Below are 21142 nucleotides of genomic sequence, written 5' to 3' on the forward strand. Positions count from 1 at the left end.
ACCGTTCGGCATCTGCTGCAGGCCGGGCGCAATCCAGAATTGCGCCGGCGGGCTCCAGTGCGCTCTCAGTCCATCAGGTTACGCTGACCCCGGCTGCGGGTTTTTCTGGCGTTGGCACGGCGCTCAGGGAGATCCGTGATGTCTCCGGCAACGCCAGGCCACCGGCCAGTGCCAGCAAGGCCACCGCGATGAGATAAAACGCTGGCGACAGGTTGCTGCCGGTAGTGGTGATCAGCCACGTGGCCACCAGCGGGGCGGTGCCCCCAAAAATGGTGTAGGCCATGTTGTAGGTGATGGCCGATGCGGTATAGCGCGTGCGGGTCGGGAAGGTTTCCGAGAGCAGGGCAGCCGTCACCACGCCACACAGCACCGCACCCGAGGCAAGCAGCATGACGCCGACGATGGAGGCTGCGAACCCGCCCGAGCTGGCCATCAGGAACGATGGGTACACGGCGACGATCAATAGCGCGCACGCGGTCATGATCGTCGCCCGCCGTCCCACCCGATCCGAGTACAGCCCGGCCAGCGGGCACAGTGCGGCAGCAAAAATCAGCGCAATCAGCGACACCAGCAGCGCTGTGGCACGGCTCAGGCCGCCAGCGACTTGCAGGTAGGTGGCGAAGTAGGTGGTGAACATATAGAACGACAGTGCCGTCAGCGACACAAAAGCCCCCAGGCAGCAGATGGCCGCGCCATGGTTGCGCAAGGTTTCTTTGAGCGGCGAGTGGGCGACGGCGTGTTCCTGGGTCACTGCCTGGAACGCCGGGGTTTCATCCAGTCTGTTGCGCAGGTAGAGCCCCACCAGGCCCAGCGGCGCCGCGATCAGGAATGGCAGGCGCCAGCCCCAGCTGGCCATGGCTTCGGCCGAGAGGGAGGCTTCGAGTGCGTAGGCCACGACCGCAGCGGCCGCGAAGGCGGAAAAAGTCGATACCGGCAGGAAGCTGCCGTACCAGGCCCGCTTGTCATTGGGCGCGTGTTCCATCAAATAGGCGCAGGCCCCTGCGTATTCGCCTCCGGCGGAAAACCCCTGGGCGCAACGGATCAGGCTCAGAAGAATCGGTGCCATCACGCCAATCGCGGCATAGGTGGGCAGTATGCCGATCAAGGTCGTGGCGCCGGCCATCAGCAGAATGGTCATCGCCAGGGTTCGCTTGCGGCCGATCCTGTCGCCCAGCATGCCAAAAAAGATCCCGCCCAAGGGGCGAAAGGCAAAGGCCACAGCGAACACGGCAAAGGTTTTGAGCAATGCCGCTCCGGCGTTGCCGCTGGGGAAAAACTGTTGGGCGATGGTGGTGGCCAGAAAACCATAGACGGCAAAGTCGAACCACTCGACGAAGTTACCGATGGCCGCGGCGACAATCACTTTTCTCAGGGTTTTGGGGCTGACCTGCTCTGCAACTGCGCTACTCATGGGAACCTCGACGCTCATCCGTAAGCGTCGATTATCGGGGTAGCCACCCAGCCGGTTCATTTCAAATATGTCATCGGCATAGTCAGCACCGACTTCTCGCACGCACTGAAGGGCGGGATGGGCGAGCGGCGGTTGTGAAACCGCGCTCCGGCCCATGGTGAGACTCAGGTTCGTGCTTTGAGCATGGCCCTGACCGGGGCGTCGGGCGGTGTCGTGCTGGCCTCTGAGCGGGCATGCAGCATTTCCCAGGCATCGCGCGGTTCGTCGAGATCACGGTTGAGGGTTTCCGGGGTCTTGAGCGTGGTGTAGAGCGTGATCAGCGTCAGCAGTGCCAGGTAGCAGGCGATCGGCAGCCAGGCCCCCACGCCGGCGTCCGGATCACCACCGTGGCTGGCCACCACCAGCGCAATGATGCCGGCCCCGATCATCGGCGCAATGCCGCCGGCGATGACGGCCGAGGCTTCCCGGGCAATCGACACCCCCATATAGCGATGTCGTGAGCCAAACAGTTCAGGCATCAGCGCCGCCTGAGTGCCGAACATGCCCCAGGTGCCGATGCCCAGCGCAATGGAGATGGCAATAACGCTCGCGACCACATTGCCCAGACTCAGCACCCACCATACCGGGAAGGCCAGGGCCAATTGCAGCAGCGCAAACGCCCGGTAGACCACGACACGCCCGAAGCGGTCGCTGAGTTTGCCGGCCATCGGCACCGTCAGCGCGCCAAGGGTGGCGGCACAGATCAACGTCAGCACGCCCACCGGACCTTGCAGGCCGACCACGCCAACGATATAGCTCACCGCCAGGGCCTGGTAGATCGACGAGCCGCCGTTTTCCCCCAGGCGCAGGCCGATACCGATCAGCAACGTGGGTTTTGAGTACTTCAGGGCACTTTTCAGCGGGTTATCGCAGACCCGCTTGAGCGCCTTGAGGCGAATGAAGGTCGGCGACTCCTTGAGGGACATGCGCATGTACAGCCCAAGAGCAACGATCACCACGCTGCTGAAGAACGGCACACGCCACAGCCCGCTGTCGATGACGTTGTCATTACCGCTGACCACCAGGAAATACACCAGCGCGGCGAGAATGGTACCCAATTGAATGCCGAGGAACGGCAGGGCGGCATAGAAGCCACGTCGGCCTTCGGGGGCATACTCCGTCATCATGACCGCGGCCCCGGCCTGTTCAGCCCCGGCGCCCAATCCCTGCAGCAGACGCAGAATCACCAGCAGCACCGGGGCCAGGTAGCCAACCTGCTCAAAGGTGGGCAGGGCGCCAATCAGGGTGCTGGAAATGCCCATCAGCAGCACTGTCGACGCCAGCACGAACTTGCGCCCGATGCGATCCCCGATCATGCCGAACAGTACGCCGCCGAGCGGCCGTATCGCAAACCCCAGGAAGTAGGTGCCGAAACTGGCAATCAGGCTCATGGCCCGGGTCTGTTCAGGGAAGAACAGCGGCCCGAAAATCAGTGCCGCCGCCAGGGTATAGAGGGCAAAGTCGTAGTATTCCAGGGCGCTGCCCAGGGAGCAGGCCCAGGCTGCACGGTGCAGGTCTTTCTTGCGCACGTGCGCATCGGGATCCAGGGTCATGTCGGTTGCAGAATGATCATGCGTCATGTGCGTACCTCTGGCAGGTGCCTTTACGGCTTCTTGTTATGGACGGGCAGCGGGGTTGCTTACAGCTTCAAACGCCGTATTTCCTGGAGCATGGCGTGCTCCATGATGTCGATCGGCGCCTCATGGCCGGTGTACAGTTCGATTTGCCGGCAGGCCTGGTGTACCAGCATGCGGGTACCCGTAACGGTGCGGCAGCCCAGGGTTTTGGCTTGCCGAAGCAGGGCGGTGTGCACCGGCATGAACGCCACATCCATGACAATCAGGTGGCTGGCGAGGCGACCGTCCAGCGGGTTGCTGTCCGGTTGCTTGAAGCCCACAGAGGTTGCGTTGATGACAATGTCGAAGGCCCTGGCATCGAAGGCTTCGACACTGCCGCCCCAGTGGGCACCCAAGTCTTCGGCCAGGGCCATCCCGCGTGCAGGGCTGCGGTTGAACACCGCGACCTGCGCCCGGGCTTGCAGGCAGCCGTAGACCACCGCGCGGGCAGCTCCTCCGGCCCCGATAACGGCAATGCGCTTGTTGTTCAGGCCGGTGATTTCTTGCAGGGCCCGTACCGCTCCCAGGCAGTCGGTGTTGTAACCGGTGAGTACACCGTCGAGGTTGTTGATGGTGTTGACCGCGCCGATGGCCCTGGCAGATTCGTCGATGGCATCCAGGTGCGGTATCACTGCCGTTTTGTAGGGCATGGAGACATTCATGCCGCGCACGCCCAAAGTCCGGATAGCCGTCACGGCGGCCACCGGATCATCGACGCCAAAACAGACAAAGGTGTAGTCCAGACCCAGTGCTGCATAGGCGGCGTTGTGGATCTTTGCAGAGAGGGAAAACGGCGAGCCCATGATTGAGCCGCAGAGTGTCGGCAGGGAGTGAGGCATGTGGCAGTCCTTGGCGCGGGATTAGACCACGCCACTTTCAACCGCTCCGGCCTTCGTGTGCCAATCGTTTATGGTGATGCCGTGATCACGTACGGTGATCACCGCAAGCGCCCGATCTTGCCCTATTGCTGCCTGGCCCTTGCAGCAGCAACGGCCAGGTGTCGATTCTTTGCGCTCGGGGCATTTTGCGGGTGCTTCCGAGCGCCGTTTTTACTCGACCGGTAGTTTGGCCAGGGCTTCGCGCAGCTCATCAGCATTGGAATACTCTTTTTCGGCGACCCACGTGCCGTTATCCAGTTGCAACCACAGCACCTTGTCTTCGGCGCCTGGGTACTGGGCGACGATTTTGCCATCGCGATCGAGCACCACGCGGTAGCTGTAGTCACGCATGGCCGGAATCGCGAAGAGCTTGCCGATCAACGATGGCATGCGCTGGATATCGGCGACGAATACGGTCTTGCGCGCTTCCAGGTAGCCTTTGGGCTGGTCTTTCAGGGCGGCCTTGATCAGTTTGGCGCCATCCATGTTGCGTGCCACGAGCAAGGTGCGGGTGCGGGTGTCCAGGGTGTAGGGCTGGTCATGCTGGTCGAGCAGGGTCCAGGGCGTCAGGCGCTCACCGACCTCGGCCGCCTGGGCCAGCATGGGCAGTGCGCTCAACAGCAATACACAGGCAATTCTCACCGTTCAATTCCTCCGGGTTCAGTGTGGGTGTCGACGTACAACGACCCGGCAGAGGCCAGGCTCGCGGCGCATGGTAGCCCATCGCGCCTTGCAGCGGTGCGGGGCCCCGGTCCATTGCCAGGGCTGTTGCGGTGTGATGGCCCACCTCACGGCGGTCATGGATCTGCAGAGCCTGTTCCAGCTCAAACTTGTAATCCAAATCCCTATCCGTTATAGGTAAAAGGTAAATTCATAACCATAAGAGGCTAAATAAGCTCGATGAATGAGACCACACGTATCTTTTGCCCTTCGGGCCTGCCTTCTGCGCAACGCAGTGAGGGCTACGGGCCGAGTCATAAACCCCCAGCTGCAACCCTTCTGTCTTCCGCGTCATTGCTGCCCACGCGTTTATATGCGGCACCGACAGCGCTACGTGATGCCCTCGTCACGGGCAAACGCAACCGTCCGGTCCCTCCGCCAGCTTTTTGATTTCTGAATGTTTTTCTCACCGCTGAGCAGTTGCTGTCAGGCGAGTGGGGTTCTGTTTTTTCAGTTTTCAATCTGTTGAGGGAATTCTATGTCTATTCGTGTCGCAATCATCGGTGCCGGTCCTTCCGGCCTCGCGCAACTGCGTGCCTTTCAATCCGCTCACGCCAAGGGTGCGCCCATGCCCCATGTGGTCTGCTTCGAGAAGCAGGCTGACTGGGGAGGCATGTGGAACTACACGTGGCGTACGGGTCTGGATGAGCACGGTGAGCCGGTTCACGGGAGCATGTACCGTTACCTCTGGTCGAATGGACCCAAAGAATGCCTGGAGTTTGCGGACTATAGTTTTGACGAGCATTTCGGTCGGCCGATTTCGTCGTACCCGCCGCGTGAGGTGCTTTGGGATTACATCCAGGGCCGCGTGAGCAAGGCGGGCGTTCGCGATTACATTCGCTTCAATACGGCGGTCAAACAGGTCAGTTTCGATGCCGATACGCGGGAATTTACCGTCACTGCCCATGACTACGGGCTCCAGCAAAGTGTGACTCAGGTATTCGATTACGTGATCGTGGCCAGCGGCCATTTTTCAACGCCGCATGTGCCGGAGTTTGAAGGCTTTGAGCGTTTTTCGGGGCGCATCATGCACGCCCACGACTTTCGTGAGGCCACCGAGCTCAAGGGCAAGGATCTGCTGATTGTCGGCAGCAGCTATTCGGCCGAAGACATTGGCTCGCAATGCTACAAATATGGCGCCCGCTCGATTACCAGCACGTACCGCACCCAACCCATGGGTTACAAATGGCCCAAGGGATGGGAAGAGCGTCCGCTGTTGAGCCGGGTTGAGGGCGATATGGCCTACTTTGGCGACGGATCAAGCAAGCGGGTCGATGCGATCATTCTGTGTACCGGTTACCAGCACCACTTTCCTTTCCTGCCGGACGACCTGACCCTCAAGACGGCTAATCGTCTTTGGCCGCTGGGTCTCTATCAAGGCGTGGTCTGGGAGCAGAACCCGCAGTTGATCTACCTTGGCATGCAGGACCTCTGGTACAGCTTCAACCTGTTTGATGCCCAGGCCTGGTTTGTCCGCGACTACATATTGGGACGTATTGCCTTGCCTGAAACATCGGCAATGCAGGCCGACAGTGCGCGCTGGAGAGCCAGGGAAGACAGTCTGGAGTCCACGGCCTCTATGTATGAGTTCCAGGGCAGCTATATCAAACACCTGATCGAACAGACCGATTACCCGAGTTTTGATATCGACGCGGTGAATCAGATTTTCCTCAAATGGAAGACCGATAAAAAGCGCGACATCATGGGTTACCGCGACAAGTCCTATCGTTCGGTGATCACCGGCACTGCGGCCGTGCCTCACCACACGCGCTGGTTACAGGCGCTGGATGACTCGATGGAAGAGTACCTGCGTGAAACGTCCGGTCAGGCCGGGGTTGATACGCTGGCTCAACGCTAGCCGTACGTTGGCAGCCTGGGGCAGGGCCCCCGGCTGCTTGCGCCATTGCTCTTCACTGTGCCGCGGGTTGTTCTATGGTTAGAGGTCAACACCAACCGTCCTGAAGGAAACGCACAGATGACCCGTCTCACTGCGAAAGACTTTGCCCCTGAGCTACTGGAACTCTATGACTTCTACGTCCACGGCAAGATCAATCGACGTGAGTTTCTTGATCGTGCCGCGGTGTTTACCCTGGGCGCGACCGCGCTCTCGGTTCTGGGCGCACTGAGCCCCAATTACGCACTCGCCGAACAGGTCGCGGTGACAGATCCCGATATCAAGGGTGAGTACATTGAGTACCCGTCACCCAATGGGCATGGTCAGGTGCGCGGCTATCTGGTGCGTCCGGCCCAGGCCCGGGGCAAGTTGCCGGCGGTGGTGGTGGTCCATGAAAATCGAGGTCTGAACCCCTACATTGAAGATGTCGCCCGGCGGTTGGCCAAGGCGGGCTTCATCGCCCTGGCGCCCGATGGTTTATCGTCAGTGGGCGGATACCCCGGCAACGATGACAAAGGCCGGGAGCTTCAGCAAACCGTCGACCCTGAAAAGCTGCTGAACGATTTCTTCGCGGCCATTGAATGGCTGATGACCCACGATGCAACGACGGGAAAGGTCGGGATCATCGGTTTTTGTTATGGCGGCGGCGTGGCCAATGCGGCGGCTGTGGCTTACCCGGAACTGGCGGCGGCGGTGTCGTTTTACGGGCGTCAGCCGGATGCACGGGATGTCAGTCGGATCAAGGCGCCGGTGATGCTGCACTTTGGTGCGCTGGATACGCGTATCAATGAGGGGTGGCCCGCCTACGAGCAAGCGCTGAAGGCCAATGGCAAGACCTTTGGGGCCTATATCTATCCCGGGGCCAACCACGGCTTCCATAACGATTCGACGCCTCGTTACGATGAGGCCGCGGCAACCCTGGCCTGGAGCAGGACGCTGGACTGGCTGCGGGGCAACCTGAACTAGCTCAGCTGTTCTTTTTTTGCAGGCTCTTCAAGCGCGTGCTGGCACGTTGCACGGCGGCCATTTTTTCTGGCCGCTTCATGCGCTTCCACTTGCGGATATCGTCCTTGGTCCGGCCACAGCTTACGCACAGTTCACCGCTTAACTGGCACACGGCGATGCACGGATTCTCTATGTCCTTGGCCATTTAGCGTTTGTGGGCCAAACGTTTTGGCCAGTTGCCGCCATTGGCGCGCTGGCACTCTTCTTCCGAGTCGAAGTACACGTGGTCGGCGACCTTGCGCACTTTCACGCCTGCGTCCTCGAAGGCCCTGGTCGTCAGTTCGACCATATAGCCAGCTTCACCGTCCGCCAGGGCAAAGTCTTTACTGACCTGGGTGTCGAATACCCAGACCACCTTCAGGCTGACCGGGAAAGCTTCATAGTTGACGGCATGGGTCAGCCAGACAAAGCCCGGGATTTGCCCTTTGGCCGTCTCGCAGACATCGGTCAGGGATTTGATCAGGCGGCGTTCGAACTGCGCCTGATGGCGATTGCTTAAAGACATGGTGAATCCTGTTGGAGAGCGGAGCAAAGCAGCAATGATAAGTCACAGAGGCCTGTGCCGGCATGCCCTTTCATGCAGGGCCTGCATTCGGGCGGCGGCAGCGGTCAAACAGGCTGTTTGCGGGGGCACGGTGCACGCGTACTGGCGATAGGGCGCAAGGCGTCATGCCGCGCAGTCACCCAATCGTTTCAGCCGGGCTAAAAACCCTATGAAAGATGCGTTTTTGCCCACGCCGGCACCTGAGGTAGAATGTCGCGGCTTAAAGGCTGGCCGCCCTGGATTTTCAAGTCTGTGCAGGTTTCCGGGAAGGAAGCGTCAGGTGGTCAGAGACCGATGGAGTGGCAACAAAGTGGGCGGCGTGAAGGAGCTGGGCAGATCCGATCTGTCATGGGCCACGACTGTTACACACAACATAAATGTCACCCAAGTTGCTGAAGCCAAAACCAATAAGAGATCAGCGTCCAAGGTACATATCAGTGAGGTCTATAGTGAACATAGGCCTTATATCTCTGCCCGCAAAAGGCCTGATGGCTGTTTGATCCCAGGCGACCTGCCTGGAATGAGTCGATTCAGTCATGGGTGTATGCCGGGCGGATGGCGTTTTATCTTAGGTACGACAAAATGTTAAAAAAGATGAACAAGGGGCTACTGGGCCTGGCACTGAGCATGGGGCTTTCGTCCGTGCAGGCTGCCGAGACCAAACACGTAGATGTTGTGCTTATTGGCGGCGGCATCATGAGCACCACGCTGGGTGTTTGGCTCAACGAGCTGGAACCTGGCATGTCGATGGAGATGATCGAGCGTCTTGACGGCGTGGCACAGGAAAGCTCCAACGGCTGGAACAACGCCGGCACCGGTCACTCGGCCTTGGCTGAACTGAACTACACGCCGGAAGACAAGAACGGCAACGTTGAAATCCCGAAGGCCATTGAAATCAATGAAGCTTTTCAGGTGTCGCGTCAGTTCTGGTCCTGGCAGGTCAAGAACGGTGTGCTGAAAGACCCGCGCTCGTTCATCAACTCCACGCCGCACATGAGCTTTGTGTGGGGTGACGACAACATCAAGTTCTTGAAGAAGCGCTACGAAGCGCTGCAGGCGAGCCCGCTGTTCGCTGGCATGCAGTACTCCGAAGACCCGGTTCAAATCAAGAAGTGGGTTCCGCTGATGATGGAAGGGCGTGACCCGAACCAGAAAATCGCGGCCACCTGGTCCCCATTGGGTACCGACGTGAACTTCGGCGAAATCACGCGCCAGTTTGCGGCTCACCTGCAAGCCCTGCCTAACTTCTCGCTGAAGCTGTCGAGCGAAGTTCAGGACATCAAGCGTAACGAAGACGGTTCGTGGCGTGTGGTGTACAAAAACCTGAAAGACGGCTCCGAAACCCAGACCGACGCCAAGTTCGTGTTCATCGGCGCGGGTGGCGGTGCACTGCACCTGCTGCAGAAGTCCGGCATTCCTGAAGCCAAGGAATACGCAGGCTTCCCGGTTGGTGGTTCGTTCCTGGTCACCGAGAACCCGACCATTGCTCAACAGCATCTGGCCAAGGCCTACGGCAAGGCTTCGGTAGGCGCGCCGCCGATGTCGGTTCCGCACCTGGACACCCGCGTGCTGGATGGCAAGCGCGTTATCCTGTTTGGCCCGTTTGCGACGTTCTCGACCAAGTTCCTGAAAGAAGGCTCGTACTTCGACCTGCTGACCAGCACCACGACCCACAACATCTGGCCAATGGCCAAGGTGGGTGTCGAGCAGTACCCGCTGGTTGAGTACCTGGCCGGTCAACTGATGTTGTCCGACGAAGACCGCATGAACGCACTGAAAGAATACTTCCCGAATGCCAAGTCGGAAGACTGGCGCCTGTGGCAAGCCGGCCAGCGTGTTCAGATCATCAAACGTGACGAAGAGAAGGGCGGCGTGCTGAAACTCGGCACCGAGATCGTTAGCGCGAAAGACGGCAGCATCGCCGGCCTGCTGGGTGCATCGCCTGGCGCGTCGACTGCAGCACCGATCATGCTGACCGTGCTTGAAACCGTGTTCAAGGACAAGGTAGCCAGCCCTGAGTGGCAAACCAAGCTGCACCAGATCGTTCCGAGCTACGGCACCAAGCTCAACGGTTCGCCTGAGCGCGTTGCTCAGGAGTGGGCATACACCAGCGAAGTCCTGCAACTGACTCCGCCACCGGCTATCCCGGCTGCAACCGCTACACAAGCAGTACCTGCTGCGCCGGCCACGCCTGCGCCAAGCAATCCAGCGGCTGACATGGCGCTGTAAAAAAACAGCCCCGCCCGACAGGATCGGGTGGGGCTGCTTCCTCCCGGGTCAACGCATTCACTGCGTTCCGAACAACGCCGTCCAGTAAATCCCCGCGTCACTCTTAGGGTCCACCGCATAGGCGGCGCCCAGCTCCTTGAACCCCGGGTTCATCACGTTCGCACAATGTCCGGGACTGGCCAGCCAGCCCGCAACCACCGCGTTCGGCGTGTCTTGTCCGGCGGCGATGTTTTCACCGACTTGTTGACCGATATAACCGGACAGCTCTGCGCGATCCCCTGGTGTGGTTCCCTCGCGACTCTTGTGATCAAAGTAGTTGTTATTGGCCATGTCCCGGGTATGGGATTCGGCTGCGCTAGCCAGGGTGGTATTCCAGAGCAGCGCAGTGGTGGCGGCAAAGGCCTGGTTACCGCATTGGCGTGGCTGGGTGCGTGCGGCGTTGATCACCTCGAGTACTTTCTGGCCTTCGACCTGCCCGTCGCCCAGTTTTCCGGTCAGCAGCGGGCGGGCCAGTACAATTTTCCAGTCGCGCTGGTGACGACTGACGCCGATATCGACAAATTGTGGATCGAGCACCACTTTGCAGAAACTTTCCTGCACCGCCTTCATGGCCGCCTGCGCATCCCGTGGCCCGGACAGGCTGATGGCCTGCACCGTGACCATCGGGTAGCCGGCACGGCCGATTGCGCCTTGCAGATCACCCGCGTTATTGGACGGCAGCACCAGACGCGGGTCAGACGCCAAGGGGGGCAATTCTTGAGACACTTGCCCGGCGCAGCGCTGGATCTGGCTGCGCCAGGCGTTGATCGACTCGACCAACTGCGTTTCCTCAGTGGCCAGGGCTGAAGTGGCAAACGCCAGCCCCAGGGTTAACAGGGTGAATTGAACGCGCATGAAGGTTTCCTCTGGACGCAGGGGCCCATGATGCGTTATTTCCCGGCCTGCGGGCCACTCACAAACGTACACGGCGGTTGGCCATGCAACGGGTCGCCTTCGCGCTGACCGGGTGCAGCGGTTTTACGCCAGGCGTTGAGCCACAAAGGCCCGGGCTTTGGCGGTCAGTTGATCGATCTGGCGGTCGCGTTTTTTCTCTGCCTCGAGCATGGCTTTCTTGCCGTTGCGCTGCAGCAGATAGGTATGAATCTGGCGTACTTCCGTCGAGCTGTAGATGGCGGCGACGTCGAGGATGCCCATCAAGCCATCCGTGCTGTGATCACGGGTATTCATCAGCACTTGCGGGCCACGGGTGCCGATGACTTGAAAGCCCATGCCCTCGAGCGCCGGGACCTTGCTGACGCTGCAGGTCAGTTCGGTGTGGGGGTAACGGCGCACCACCTCCTGCAGCATGGCCCGTGTCACGCCCAGATGCCGGTGACTGGCCCGTTCAGCCATATAAGCAATGCCGCAGGCCTGTGGATCATCTTTGACCGGTAAATACAGGACAAAGCCGATGACGGTGTCCGGGTCTTGTTCGTCCGTTGCAACAACCAACTCAACGGCGATCCCTTTTGCACCACCGAGTGCCTCAAGATACAGGTGCACTTCATAGCCGATTGCATACTGATAGACGCTGTACAGCAGATTGCTCGGGGCGATTTCCATCGCGCTGATGTCGCTGAGATGATCAACGACGAGTTGAAGGATCTGGCTGTTGATCGGCTCGCTGCACGGGGTGTCAAAGTGGGTGAGGGTGATCATGGGGCCTGTGTCCTGGCGAATGACTTAAGTAGGCACTGCCGCCGTGGCAGTGCCTGCAGAGTGTGAGTGCGCGCGCGAACTCAGCGCTGGCTCAGCCAGTAGTCGTGCAGCGCACGTGCAGCAGGCGTAATGGCTGCCACACGTTGCTGGTGCGCAACCACATCCAGGTCTTGCGGCAATTCGAAGTTGTCCTGCTCGGCGCAGTCTGCGATAGCCTGCAGCAACGTAGCCTGGATGGCCGGCAGTGGCGTCCAGTTGGCGACGGCCACGCCGCGCAGGTAGCCGAAGCACCACTCTTCAGCCAGGGTCACGTCGTGTCCCAGGTGTTCCGTCTGTTCGAAGCGCGGCGCGAAGGCGGCGCTGTCTTCTGCCAGCTGGCGGGCCAGGGTGTTGATGTGGCGCACGCTCAGTTCGATGAACTGCTTGGCTTCATCAGTGGTTTCCCAGGCCGGATTTTGCCCGCCCCAGATCCCCGGAAACCATTCGGCAATATCCACTGGCTCAGGGCTGGACACCAGGGCGGTGAAATAGCCGTCGAGTTCTGAAGGGTTGAGGACCGAGTGGTCGTCGCCATATTTAAGCAGGGTGCTTTCGATGGCGTCGAAGTCGGCGGCGTTCAGGGGTTGGTCTTGCATGGACAGATTCCTTTGCGGGATACGCTCGGCCGGAAGCGAGGCTGCGCATTAAAAAGTCGCGGAGGATGCCCTGTACCGCGACGTTTAGCCAGATCCAATTATCCGGCGGCAGCTGAAACCTTAGTCCACGGTGACAATGGATTCGACCACAAAGTATTTGAAACCGGCCTTGGCCAAGGCTTTTTTAGCGTCCTGTTCGGCATCAAATCGGCTCAGGGTCTTGGCATCATGGACAAACAGGGTTTCTTCGCCGTCGTACTCCTTGCTGACCTGCAACGTCACGCGCAGCATCGGGCCGCGGCGTTTTACCGGCGTACGGGGCACCGCTTTGGGCAGTGGGGCCTGCGTTATGAGGGCTTGGGGTTCAATTTTGGGTTCGGCGTGGGGGGCGACAGCGGGCGTTGGTGTATCAAGGCCGAGCGCTCTGCGCATTTCGTCCTCGGTGAATCCGGTGCTCATGCTAAGACTCTATTGAATTAAAAGACGCGCTTATAGGGTAGCTATCAAGGTGATAGCAAGTGAAAACATTGTAACGCTATAAAAAAGCCTGCTGCTACGGCTGTGTGCGCGTTTCAGCGCTGATTCAGGTATCACGCAGCAAGTCGTGACCGTCCAGCAGTTTGTAGGCAATTTCCGGACGTTTCTCCAGGGCCCGGCGAATAGCCGCCGGGATCGACTGGCGGGTTTTCCGGCACAGCCCGGGTTGTTCGGCAATGCGGATGCTGATGCCTCGCATGGTTCGCACCTCATTGAACCCGGGTTCGATCTGCACCTGGATACCCAACTGCTCGTACATCCGGCGTTGCATGTGTTCGAGGTCGCTCAGGCTTTGAACATTTTCCAGCCGCTCCAGCAGGATTTTTTCGGCCTGACGGGTCAGGCTGAAGATCCGCAGATCGCCCTCGGGCGTCGTCAACAGCTGCTCCCGCTCGCAAATGCAGGCGCCGGGTGGGCAAGGTGAGCGCAACGCTACTGAGGGAGTCATCGGCCTCAGCATAGTCGTGAGACGGTTTAAGCGTCCAGACGCAGGTGCATGATCACGGTGCGTTCCTCACCGTGGAATTCATCGCGGACCTTGCGAAAGCCCAGTCGGGCATAGAAAGACTCTGCGGTCAGCGAAGAGGGGACATGCAGTTCATCGAGATGCGCCGCCAGGGCGGCGTCCTTGAGGCGTGCCATCAAACGCTGGCCGATACCAAGGCGTTGGCAATCCGGACGGATGAACACACTGCGTACCACGGCCTGGTCAAGGCTGGCCGTGCCGACGACGTCTTGCCCGATGACCGCGACGTACATCTGGCGCTTGCCCATCAATGACAGGATCGAGGCCGGGCAAAAGTGTTGCTCGACGTCGGCGATGATCTGCGGCGAATAGTCCTGCGCATTGGACTCACGCAATGTGGTGATGATGACCGCGCTGATGGCGGGCGCATCGGCCGGGATGGCCGGACGGATCTGACACTGCATGGACACTCCCTCGATTCTGTTGCCGCTCTTGAAGGCCCTTCGGATCATCAACAGCTACAGTTCTTGAGTGATTCTGTAGCCGCTGCCGAAGGCTGCGATGGGTTGCCCCCCACTCTTGGCATTAAGCCTGCCGTCGGCCTTTATCGTAGCAGCGAGGCCGCGTCCGGCTGCGCAACGTCGTACTGCGGTTCGGTCCTTACCGGACAGCGTCTTCGGCGACAGGTAATCTGTCCCTTTTTACCCGGACCGAACAAGGCAATTCCATGCGCAGAGAAATAGGTTACTGGCACCGCGAAGGTCGCGAGCTGTTTTATTACCTGGAGTTCAAGCCCGAAACGGCCGAGTTTTACCTGACCTGTGAGCACACCCCGAGCGAAGGAGAAGGCAGTGTGCGCTCAGTGTTGCTCAGCGAGGCCCGGGGCGAGCGCTATTACGAAGACGCGTTATTGATTATCAAGGAGGAGCTGTTCAAGCACTACACCGCTTGACCCCCGGCTAAGCGGGTTTACCCGGCGGGCTTGAAAGCCACTTCACTGACTTGCAGCACCCATGCGATGTCCTGCACCTTTTCATCCCAGACATACCGCAAGTGCGGCCCCTGCACAGGGATGGACAGCGCCGGCGGGCGGAACGCTGCAACGCATTCATGACCACTCAGGCGCACGCTGTTGTAGAGCAGGCCCCAGGCGCCTTGTTCCCGATGGGGGCGGGCGAAGGCCTGGGACACCGCGTAACCGGCCGTTGATGGCTGATGCAGGCTGGCGTCGTCGCGCACGTCGATCATGGGCTTGAGCACCTTGTTGATGTAAGTGCGCAGGGTGATCTCAATGCTGGCTTCTTGCGTGGCGCGCCAGAATTGCGCCTGATGAAAGCAGGTTTCGGCAATCGCGGCTTCAAGGCTGCTGGCGCAGTAATAAACGCCATAACTGCCATCCGTAAAGCGGCTGGCCCGACCGATATGAGTGAAGGCGGCCATGACCGGGGTCGAGCCTTCTCCGGACAGTCGATCCTCGGGCCTGACCCGGTCCAGCAGGCCGGCCTGGTCGCGCAAGCGATCGTTGGTCAGGCTTTCAAGGGCATAGGCGATCTCCAGATCTGCCGGATCTACGGTGTCCTCAAACACCGAGATTGGCGGAAATGCGCTGTTGATCAGGCGGTAGGCCTTGTTCCAGTCCGGCAACCGCGCCGGCATCAGCCGCGTACCCCATCCAGATAACGACGCACGTCAGCCAGGTCCACGACCCGCCCGGCGAGCATGTACGTCATGGCGCTTCGCCCGTTGAACGGCGGTGCGGCATTGGCCTTGTGCACCCATTCATAGGCGCGCTCAGGCTGATTGCTGAACAGGATACGCAAGGCCTTGTGCACGCCCATCAGGTACGAAATACGCTCCAGCGTGTCGTGGGGCAGCCGTACATTGGGCAGCTTTTTGTATTTGAAGTAGGTGGTGTTGCCGATCGATCCCAGCAGCGTGCACTGCTGCTCCTTGCTGCAACCCCAGTGCTCCATCAGGTTGAAGAAAAAAGTCAGGGCCACGCGACCGGCATCACCACTGGTGATATCGGCTTCGGCATGACGGGCAGGGAGACCCATGGCGCGCTCCTTGGATGAGGTTAAGTTCTACCATACTCCGCATGCGGATTATTTCAAGCATCCAGTTCGGATCTGAACTGGATGCTGCGTTTGTTTCAGGGCTTGGGCAGTGTCTTGGCCCGGCTCATGCACCGCTGGCGACGATCATCCACCCGCTTGGCAAACCACGCCGTGGTCAAGTTGCGGGTGATTTTCGGGCTTTGCAGGGTGATCCCTGGCAGCATGGCGCGGGGCAGGGGTTTGCCTTGCTGGCGCTCTGCCAGGGCATAGACCCGCTGATAGACGTCAGTTTCGTTGAAGTCCAGGCTGTCGCTCTTTTCCAGCTGGCGGCGGATGGCGTTGTCGCTGAGATCCAGTTGCGTGCGCAACGCCCGGACCGCGCGTTCGGTCGAGCCCAGTTTGTAAGAACCGGGAATGGTCAGGTCGCCATCCAGCGTCAACGGGATGCCGGAGGCCAGGCTCACAGCATTCTGGAAAGCGGCGTTGCGGCTGGCGTACCAGCCTGCGTTGAAATCGGCAAAGCGGTACAGCGATTGGGTGTAATCGACCGGATAACCCAGCAAGTGGGCGCTGCCGAAATACAGGCCGCCGCGTCGGGTAAACACTTCCTGGCGGATCGAGTGGGCCACCGGGTACGGGTAGTCCCGCGCCTGTTTCTCGGCGAAGGCGATGCTGACCTGCATCGGGCCGCCGGTGTGCACCGGGTTCAGGCTGCCGAACAGGCTTTTACCCAAGGGCACCATGCCAATGAAGTCATCGAAGATCGCGCTCAATTGCCCCTCGGTACGGGCGGCATCCAGGCGTTGGTTGTAGGTTTTGCCCGTGGGCGAGGTGATGTCGAGTGCGCTGCGCACGAGGAAGGCGGGGATGTGCAGCTGGCTGGCGCGACGGTTGATCTCGGTGCGTGCGATTTTGGGCAGGCCCGGCACGGGTGGGTCAGCCTGGAAGGTCGATTCCTGTTCGGTCACCGCCAGCACGGAACACAGGTTTTCGTCGCTGGCCGCGAGCCCTTGCGCGGAAAGCGCTGCATAGAGATCAGTGGCCCAGCCCTGGCGATCCGGGGTTTTGGCCGGCATTAACTGCACAATGCGGGTGCGGGCTTGCTCCGGCGTCAGGTTCGGCAGGGTCTGGGTATTCTGACTGCTACAGCCCGCCAGTACGATCAGCGGTAGCACCGATAAAAAATGCCGGGTCACTTGATTAAGCACCGTTCAACTCCCTTGAAAATACAATAGCCGGCCAACACCTCAGTCATCGCGTGTCAGCACTTCCAGCAGTTCAATCTCAAACGTCAGGTTTGAATGTGGAGTGATGTGAGCGCCCATGCTTCTTTCACCATAGGCCAGGTGCGCCGGAACCTGCAGCCTGCGCTTGCCGCCCACTTGCATGCCAATGACCCCCAGATCCCAGCCCTTGATCACGCGCCCGGTGCCAATCACGCACTGAAAAGGCTTGCCGCGCTCAAATGAGGAGTCGAACACCGTGCCGTCTTCGAGCCAGCCGGTGTAGTGGGTGGTGATCAGCGCGCCTTTGACGGCGGCTTTACCGTCGCCTGGTACAAGGTCGGTGATCTGCAGTTCGTGAGTCATGATGCACGCCCGGATAGATGAAGTAGAACAACGATTTCGCGCGGAGTTTCTCTCAAGTTGTGGCGGATTATGCAAACACTTTGATTTATTTTTCCCGCGGCAAGCCCGTAAACAGGCTTGCAGCCACGACAGGGAATAACAATGAGTGTCATATAGCCTTTACTCTTAAATGAGAGCGTTTATCATCGGCGGCCTGGGAGTCGAGGATGGACATCATGAAACTCGCTACATCGGCCTGGGTGCAGATCCTGTCGCGCACACTGGCTGCAGTGATCGGCGGCTATGCCTTTACCTACGCGTTTACCGCAGCACTGGCGCGCCTGTTGCCGCTGGACGACGTCGACTCGGTGATTGTCGCCGGGTTGTTGTCCTTCGTGATCTACACCTTCGCCATCCTGTGGGCGTTTGCGGCACGTCATCAATGGTCAGCGTGGATGGGGGCGGCCCTGGCGCTGCCTTTGGCCGTCATTGGTTTTTGGCCGCAATTGCTGGAGCGCCTGTGATGAAACAGACCCTGACCCAATCGATGGCCTGGCTGCACACCTGGGGCGGCCTGATCGTCGGCTGGTTGTTGTTCATGATTTTTTTGACCGGCAGCCTGGCCGTGTTCGATCAGGAGATCGACAACTGGTTGCATCCCGAACTGCCCGCGCATCACCTCACCGATGAGCAGGCTGTGCAACGTGGGCTGGCGTACCTGCAGGTTCACGAGCCTGACGCCAAACAGTGGGGCATCAGTCTGCCCACTGCGCGCACGCCGGAGTTGCAGGCCTCGACCGGCGGACGCCGCGATGGTGTTTCGGTAACACTTGACCCCGACACGGGGGAGGTATTGCCGGTGCGTGAAACGGCGGGCGGCCGATTCTTTTTCCTGTTCCATTTCACCTTGCACATGCCCGGCATGATCGGGATTTACCTGGTGGGGCTTATGGCGATGGGCATGCTTGCGGCACTGGTCAGCGGCATTGTGATTCACAAGAAGTTCTTCAAGGAGTTCTTCACTTTTCGGCCCGCCAAAGGCCAGCGTTCCTGGCTTGATGCGCACAATGCCAGTGCCGTGCTGCTGTTGCCGTTTCACCTGATGATCACTTACACCGGGCTGGCGATTTTTTTGGTGATCTACATGCCCGCGGCCATGGACGCCATATTCGACGGCAACCGCGAGGCTTTCTTCAAAGCTCAGGATGGCGCGCCGCCGGTGCTTGAGGCCAGGCGTTCGGTGACCACCGAGCCGGCACCTCTGGTCGCACTGGAGCCTCTGCTGGCCAAAGCGCGCGAGGTAATGGGCCCGCTGCGGGGCGTGAGCATCACCAACCCGGGCAAGGACAATGCCGAAATCCAGATCCGGGCGCTGCTGGGCAACCGGATTGCCTTGACCAAGGGCTCGGGCATGCGCTTTGACGGTGTGACGGGCGAGCAATTGTCCGGGCCTCGCGAGATGCGCAACAGCGTCCTCACGCACCAGGTCATTTCCGGCATGCACTTCGCCCAGTTCGGCGGGTATTCGATGCGCTGGGTCTATTTCATTTGCGGGCTGGTCAGCAGCGCCATGATCGCCAGCGGGCTGGTGCTGTTCACCGTCAAGCGGCGACGCAAATACGCCAGTGAAAGCCCGGTTGCACAGGCGCTGTATCGCGGCGTCGAAGCCATCAATATTGCGGTCATGGCCGGTCTGAGCCTGGCCTGCATCGGTTTGCTGTGGGGCAACCGCCTGCTGCCGGTGGACATGGCGCAACGTGCGGATGCCGAGCTGAATGTGTTTTTTGGTGCATGGGCGGTGAGCCTGCTGCATGCCGTACTCCGCCCGCACATGAAGGCCTGGCGCGAACAGTTGGGGCTGGCCGGCGTGATGTGCCTGGGCTTGCCGCTGCTCAGCCTGTTGACGGTGGATCAACCCTGGGCGCTGTCTGGACGTTTGTGGCTGGAGCTGGTGGCGATGGGGTTGGGAGGCTTGCTGTTATGGGCGGCGTGGAAGGTATCGCAGCCCGCAGTTGCACGGGCGCCACGTAAAAAGACCGCTGCCCTGACCGAGGTGAACAGACATGCTGGCTGATTATTTTCTCGCCTGGGCATTTGCCTACGTGGGCATGCTGGCGCTCTGTCAGGGGCTGGAGCGTCACTACAAACAGGTCTGGCACACAGCGCCGTCAACCCGCTTGCGCCGCCTGTTTCGCGTAACCGGCTGGATCAGTCTGGGGTTGAGCGGGTATTTCTGCGGGCAGGCCTGGGGCTGGGGCATGGGTGCCATCGGCTGGTTTGGCCTGATTTCGCTGAGCGGCTTCGCCCTGCTGATGCTGCTACCTTACCGGCCACGGCTGGCGGTCTGGTTGCCGTTAGGCTTTGTACCGGTGTGGGCTGCGATGCAGGCCTTCCTTTCAGCCTGAAGGGCGCCGACATTACCGTTGTACGGGCACGTCCCTGGACTTGACCCAACGATTGGCGATCAGGTCCAGGCTGCTGCAAAACACGAAATACACCACCGCCACAAACAGGAAAATCTCGGTCGGGTGTACCATCACCCGATTGCTGACCTGTGTCGCGACAAACGACAGTTCACCGACGCCGATCACATAGGCCAGCGAGGTGTCCTTGATCAACGAGATCCATTGGTTGAGGAAAGAGGGCAGCATCATGGGCAATGCTTGCGGCAGGATAATCAGCCGCAGTACCTGCCATGGGCTCAGCCCCAACGCCTTGCCTGCTGCCCATTGCCCGGGCGGCAAGCTGCTGATGCCGGCATGTACCGAGTGCGCCAGGTAGGCGCCGCCAATCAGCGACAGGGCGCACACCACGGTGGCGAGGGCTGGCACATCGACCTTGAACGCGATGGGCAGCAGGAAGTAGCTCCAGAAAATCAACATCACCACCGGGATGGCCCGCAAAAAGCCGAGCACGCCGAGCAACACCCAGCGGCTCCAGCCGCGCAGCATCACCAGTGAGATCCCCAGCAGCAACCCCAGCAACGCCGAAATCACCCCTGACAACACGCTTAGCACCAGCGTCAGCGCGGCGCCTCCCAGCGGGCCGTTGGGGTAAGCGCCGATCAGGAAATACGACAGATTGTCGCTAATGACCGAAAAGTCCATGGGTTACACCGCTCCCTGGCGATACCACTTGCTGCGTGCAATCAATTGGCCGACCACTTCGATCAGGGCAATGCTCAGCACGTACAACAGGGTTGCAAAACCGAATGCCTGGAAGGTCTTGAAGGTTTGCGTCTCGACCTGACGCGAGGCGTAAGACAGTTCGGCCAAACCGATGGCCATGGTCAGCGAGGAGTTTTTCAGCGCGTTCATGTATTGCCCCAGGAGCGGCCCGAGTGCGGTGCGCAGGGCTTGCGGGAACACAATGTAGCGCCACACCTGAGCCGGCCTGAACCCCAGCGCCAGGCCGGCGGCTCGCTGCTCAATGCGTACCGAGCTGACCCCGGCGCGGAACTCTTCGCTGATAAATGCGCTGGTGTAGAGCGTCAGCCCCCAGAATCCGGCAATGAATTCAAACGATGGCCATTCTATCTCCAGCCGCCCCAGCGACAGGCTGCGAGGCTGGTTCAGCCACATCACCATGCCTTCGGGCAGCATCGCGGTGACTGCGAAATACCAGAAAAACAGCTGCACCAGCAGCGGAGTATTGCGGAACACGGCCAGGTAGGCGCGTGCGGGCCATGACCAGAGACGGGTTGAGGAGATACGCGCCAGGCACAACAAAAAACCGAGCCCGGTGGCCACCAGGCAGGTCAGGAGCGAGAGGATCAGGGTCAGGACAAAACCATCGAGCAGCCAGTGCAGGTAGAGCGGGCCAAGCAGTTCACCGAACATAAAACA

Annotated in this window: 25 protein-coding genes; 7 read left to right on the forward strand and 18 right to left on the reverse strand. The window is 60.1% G+C overall.

Features of this window, described 5'->3' with window-relative positions; genetic code table 11:
- Window positions 1-73 precede the first annotated feature (73 nt).
- From AWM69_RS11295 to AWM69_RS11310, 4 genes are all read right to left on the reverse strand, one after another.
- Window positions 74-1411: an MFS transporter gene (locus AWM69_RS11295; RefSeq protein WP_218726817.1), complete on the reverse strand. Its 1338-nt coding sequence runs from the start codon at window positions 1409-1411 to the stop codon at window positions 74-76.
- A gap of 164 nt (window positions 1412-1575) precedes the next feature.
- Window positions 1576-3030, reverse strand: coding sequence for an MFS transporter (locus tag AWM69_RS11300; RefSeq protein WP_218726818.1), 1455 nt, complete (start codon window positions 3028-3030; stop codon window positions 1576-1578).
- A gap of 59 nt (window positions 3031-3089) precedes the next feature.
- Window positions 3090-3905, reverse strand: coding sequence for a shikimate dehydrogenase (aroE, locus tag AWM69_RS11305; protein ID WP_218726820.1), 816 nt, complete (start codon window positions 3903-3905; stop codon window positions 3090-3092).
- 210 nt (window positions 3906-4115) lie between these two features.
- On the reverse strand, window positions 4116-4586 hold the full coding sequence (locus AWM69_RS11310) for an FAD/FMN-containing dehydrogenase (RefSeq protein ID WP_131654656.1): 471 nt from the start codon (window positions 4584-4586) through the stop codon (window positions 4116-4118).
- Between the two features lie 556 nt (window positions 4587-5142).
- On the opposite strand from AWM69_RS11310, the gene AWM69_RS11315 reads away from it, so the two are divergent.
- Together AWM69_RS11315 and yghX are read left to right on the forward strand one after the other, a co-directional pair.
- Window positions 5143-6522, forward strand: a complete 1380-nt coding sequence (locus AWM69_RS11315) for an NAD(P)-binding domain-containing protein (RefSeq protein ID WP_218726822.1) — start codon at window positions 5143-5145, stop codon at window positions 6520-6522.
- Between the two features lie 117 nt (window positions 6523-6639).
- Window positions 6640-7524, forward strand: a complete 885-nt coding sequence (gene yghX / locus AWM69_RS11320) for a YghX family hydrolase (RefSeq protein ID WP_218726823.1) — start codon at window positions 6640-6642, stop codon at window positions 7522-7524.
- Between the two features lies 1 nt (window position 7525).
- On the opposite strand, the gene AWM69_RS11325 is transcribed toward yghX, so the two are convergent.
- Window positions 7526-7708 carry a DUF1289 domain-containing protein gene (locus AWM69_RS11325; RefSeq protein WP_131654659.1) on the reverse strand — a complete coding sequence of 61 codons (183 nt, stop codon included), beginning with the start codon at window positions 7706-7708 and terminating at the stop codon, window positions 7526-7528.
- Window positions 7709-8068, reverse strand: a complete 360-nt coding sequence (locus AWM69_RS11330) for a hypothetical protein (protein WP_131654660.1) — start codon at window positions 8066-8068, stop codon at window positions 7709-7711.
- A 621-nt stretch (window positions 8069-8689) separates the two neighbouring features.
- Here AWM69_RS11330 and mqo point away from each other — a divergent pair.
- A complete protein-coding gene (mqo, locus tag AWM69_RS11335; protein ID WP_218726825.1) occupies window positions 8690-10336 on the forward strand; it encodes a malate dehydrogenase (quinone) in 1647 nt (548 codons plus the stop codon).
- Window positions 10337-10393: 57 nt separating this feature from the next.
- Here the strand turns inward: mqo and AWM69_RS11340 are convergent, their stop codons facing one another.
- The 6 genes from AWM69_RS11340 to AWM69_RS11365 all read right to left on the reverse strand — a co-directional run bounded on the left by AWM69_RS11340 (window position 10394) and on the right by AWM69_RS11365 (window position 14136).
- Window positions 10394-11230, reverse strand: a complete 837-nt coding sequence (locus tag AWM69_RS11340; RefSeq protein WP_218726826.1) for a CAP domain-containing protein — start codon at window positions 11228-11230, stop codon at window positions 10394-10396.
- A 123-nt stretch (window positions 11231-11353) separates the two neighbouring features.
- Window positions 11354-12034: a GNAT family N-acetyltransferase gene (locus tag AWM69_RS11345; RefSeq protein ID WP_218726828.1), complete on the reverse strand. Its 681-nt coding sequence runs from the start codon at window positions 12032-12034 to the stop codon at window positions 11354-11356.
- 80 nt (window positions 12035-12114) lie between these two features.
- Window positions 12115-12669, reverse strand: a complete 555-nt coding sequence (locus tag AWM69_RS11350) for a UPF0149 family protein (RefSeq protein ID WP_218726830.1) — start codon at window positions 12667-12669, stop codon at window positions 12115-12117.
- A 120-nt stretch (window positions 12670-12789) separates the two neighbouring features.
- Window positions 12790-13128 (reverse strand): hypothetical protein, encoded by a 339-nt coding sequence (locus AWM69_RS11355; RefSeq protein WP_218726832.1) that lies wholly within the window; start codon window positions 13126-13128, stop codon window positions 12790-12792.
- 124 nt (window positions 13129-13252) lie between these two features.
- Window positions 13253-13654 (reverse strand): hypothetical protein, encoded by a 402-nt coding sequence (locus AWM69_RS11360; RefSeq protein ID WP_131654665.1) that lies wholly within the window; start codon window positions 13652-13654, stop codon window positions 13253-13255.
- A 26-nt stretch (window positions 13655-13680) separates the two neighbouring features.
- On the reverse strand, window positions 13681-14136 hold the full coding sequence (locus tag AWM69_RS11365; RefSeq protein ID WP_131654666.1) for a GNAT family N-acetyltransferase: 456 nt from the start codon (window positions 14134-14136) through the stop codon (window positions 13681-13683).
- Window positions 14137-14399: 263 nt separating this feature from the next.
- Between AWM69_RS11365 and AWM69_RS11370 the strand changes: the two genes are divergently transcribed.
- On the forward strand, window positions 14400-14624 hold the full coding sequence (locus AWM69_RS11370) for a hypothetical protein (protein ID WP_218726833.1): 225 nt from the start codon (window positions 14400-14402) through the stop codon (window positions 14622-14624).
- Between the two features lie 17 nt (window positions 14625-14641).
- On the opposite strand, the gene AWM69_RS11375 is transcribed toward AWM69_RS11370, so the two are convergent.
- The 4 genes from AWM69_RS11375 to AWM69_RS11390 form a co-directional block, all read right to left on the reverse strand.
- A complete protein-coding gene (locus AWM69_RS11375) occupies window positions 14642-15328 on the reverse strand; it encodes an RES family NAD+ phosphorylase (protein WP_218726835.1) in 687 nt (228 codons plus the stop codon).
- Window positions 15328-15729 (reverse strand): MbcA/ParS/Xre antitoxin family protein, encoded by a 402-nt coding sequence (locus AWM69_RS11380; protein ID WP_131654668.1) that lies wholly within the window; start codon window positions 15727-15729, stop codon window positions 15328-15330. The genes AWM69_RS11375 and AWM69_RS11380 overlap by 1 nt, the downstream gene beginning before the upstream one ends.
- Before the next feature lie 95 nt (window positions 15730-15824).
- Complete coding sequence (locus AWM69_RS11385; RefSeq protein WP_218726836.1) at window positions 15825-16937, reverse strand: DUF1615 domain-containing protein; 1113 nt, start codon at window positions 16935-16937, stop codon at window positions 15825-15827.
- Window positions 16938-16976: 39 nt separating this feature from the next.
- Complete coding sequence (locus tag AWM69_RS11390) at window positions 16977-17318, reverse strand: FKBP-type peptidyl-prolyl cis-trans isomerase (protein ID WP_131654670.1); 342 nt, start codon at window positions 17316-17318, stop codon at window positions 16977-16979.
- 215 nt (window positions 17319-17533) lie between these two features.
- Here AWM69_RS11390 and AWM69_RS11395 point away from each other — a divergent pair, with 215 nt between their 5' ends.
- Genes AWM69_RS11395 through AWM69_RS11405 form a run of 3 tightly spaced genes read left to right on the forward strand, consistent with a single transcriptional unit; the run spans window position 17534 to window position 19702 of the window.
- The gene (locus tag AWM69_RS11395) at window positions 17534-17821 is read left to right on the forward strand and encodes an iron transporter (protein ID WP_131654671.1); all 288 of its coding nucleotides are present in this window, start codon (window positions 17534-17536) and stop codon (window positions 17819-17821) included.
- Window positions 17821-19371, forward strand: a complete 1551-nt coding sequence (locus AWM69_RS11400) for a PepSY domain-containing protein (RefSeq protein ID WP_218726838.1) — start codon at window positions 17821-17823, stop codon at window positions 19369-19371. The genes AWM69_RS11395 and AWM69_RS11400 overlap by 1 nt, the downstream gene beginning before the upstream one ends.
- Window positions 19361-19702, forward strand: a complete 342-nt coding sequence (locus tag AWM69_RS11405) for a DUF3325 domain-containing protein (RefSeq protein ID WP_131654673.1) — start codon at window positions 19361-19363, stop codon at window positions 19700-19702. Before AWM69_RS11400 ends, AWM69_RS11405 begins: the two co-directional genes overlap by 11 nt.
- A 12-nt stretch (window positions 19703-19714) precedes the next feature.
- Here the strand turns inward: AWM69_RS11405 and AWM69_RS11410 are convergent, their stop codons facing one another.
- Window positions 19715-20404, reverse strand: a complete 690-nt coding sequence (locus tag AWM69_RS11410; protein ID WP_218726840.1) for an amino acid ABC transporter permease — start codon at window positions 20402-20404, stop codon at window positions 19715-19717.
- Window positions 20405-20407: 3 nt separating this feature from the next.
- Window positions 20408-21136 (reverse strand): amino acid ABC transporter permease, encoded by a 729-nt coding sequence (locus AWM69_RS11415; protein WP_218726841.1) that lies wholly within the window; start codon window positions 21134-21136, stop codon window positions 20408-20410.
- Window positions 21137-21142 lie beyond the last annotated feature (6 nt).

The sequence above is a fragment of the Pseudomonas sp. D1HM genome (assembly GCF_019266105.1).
GTDB classification, from domain to species: Bacteria; Pseudomonadota; Gammaproteobacteria; order Pseudomonadales; family Pseudomonadaceae; genus Aquipseudomonas; species Aquipseudomonas taetrolens.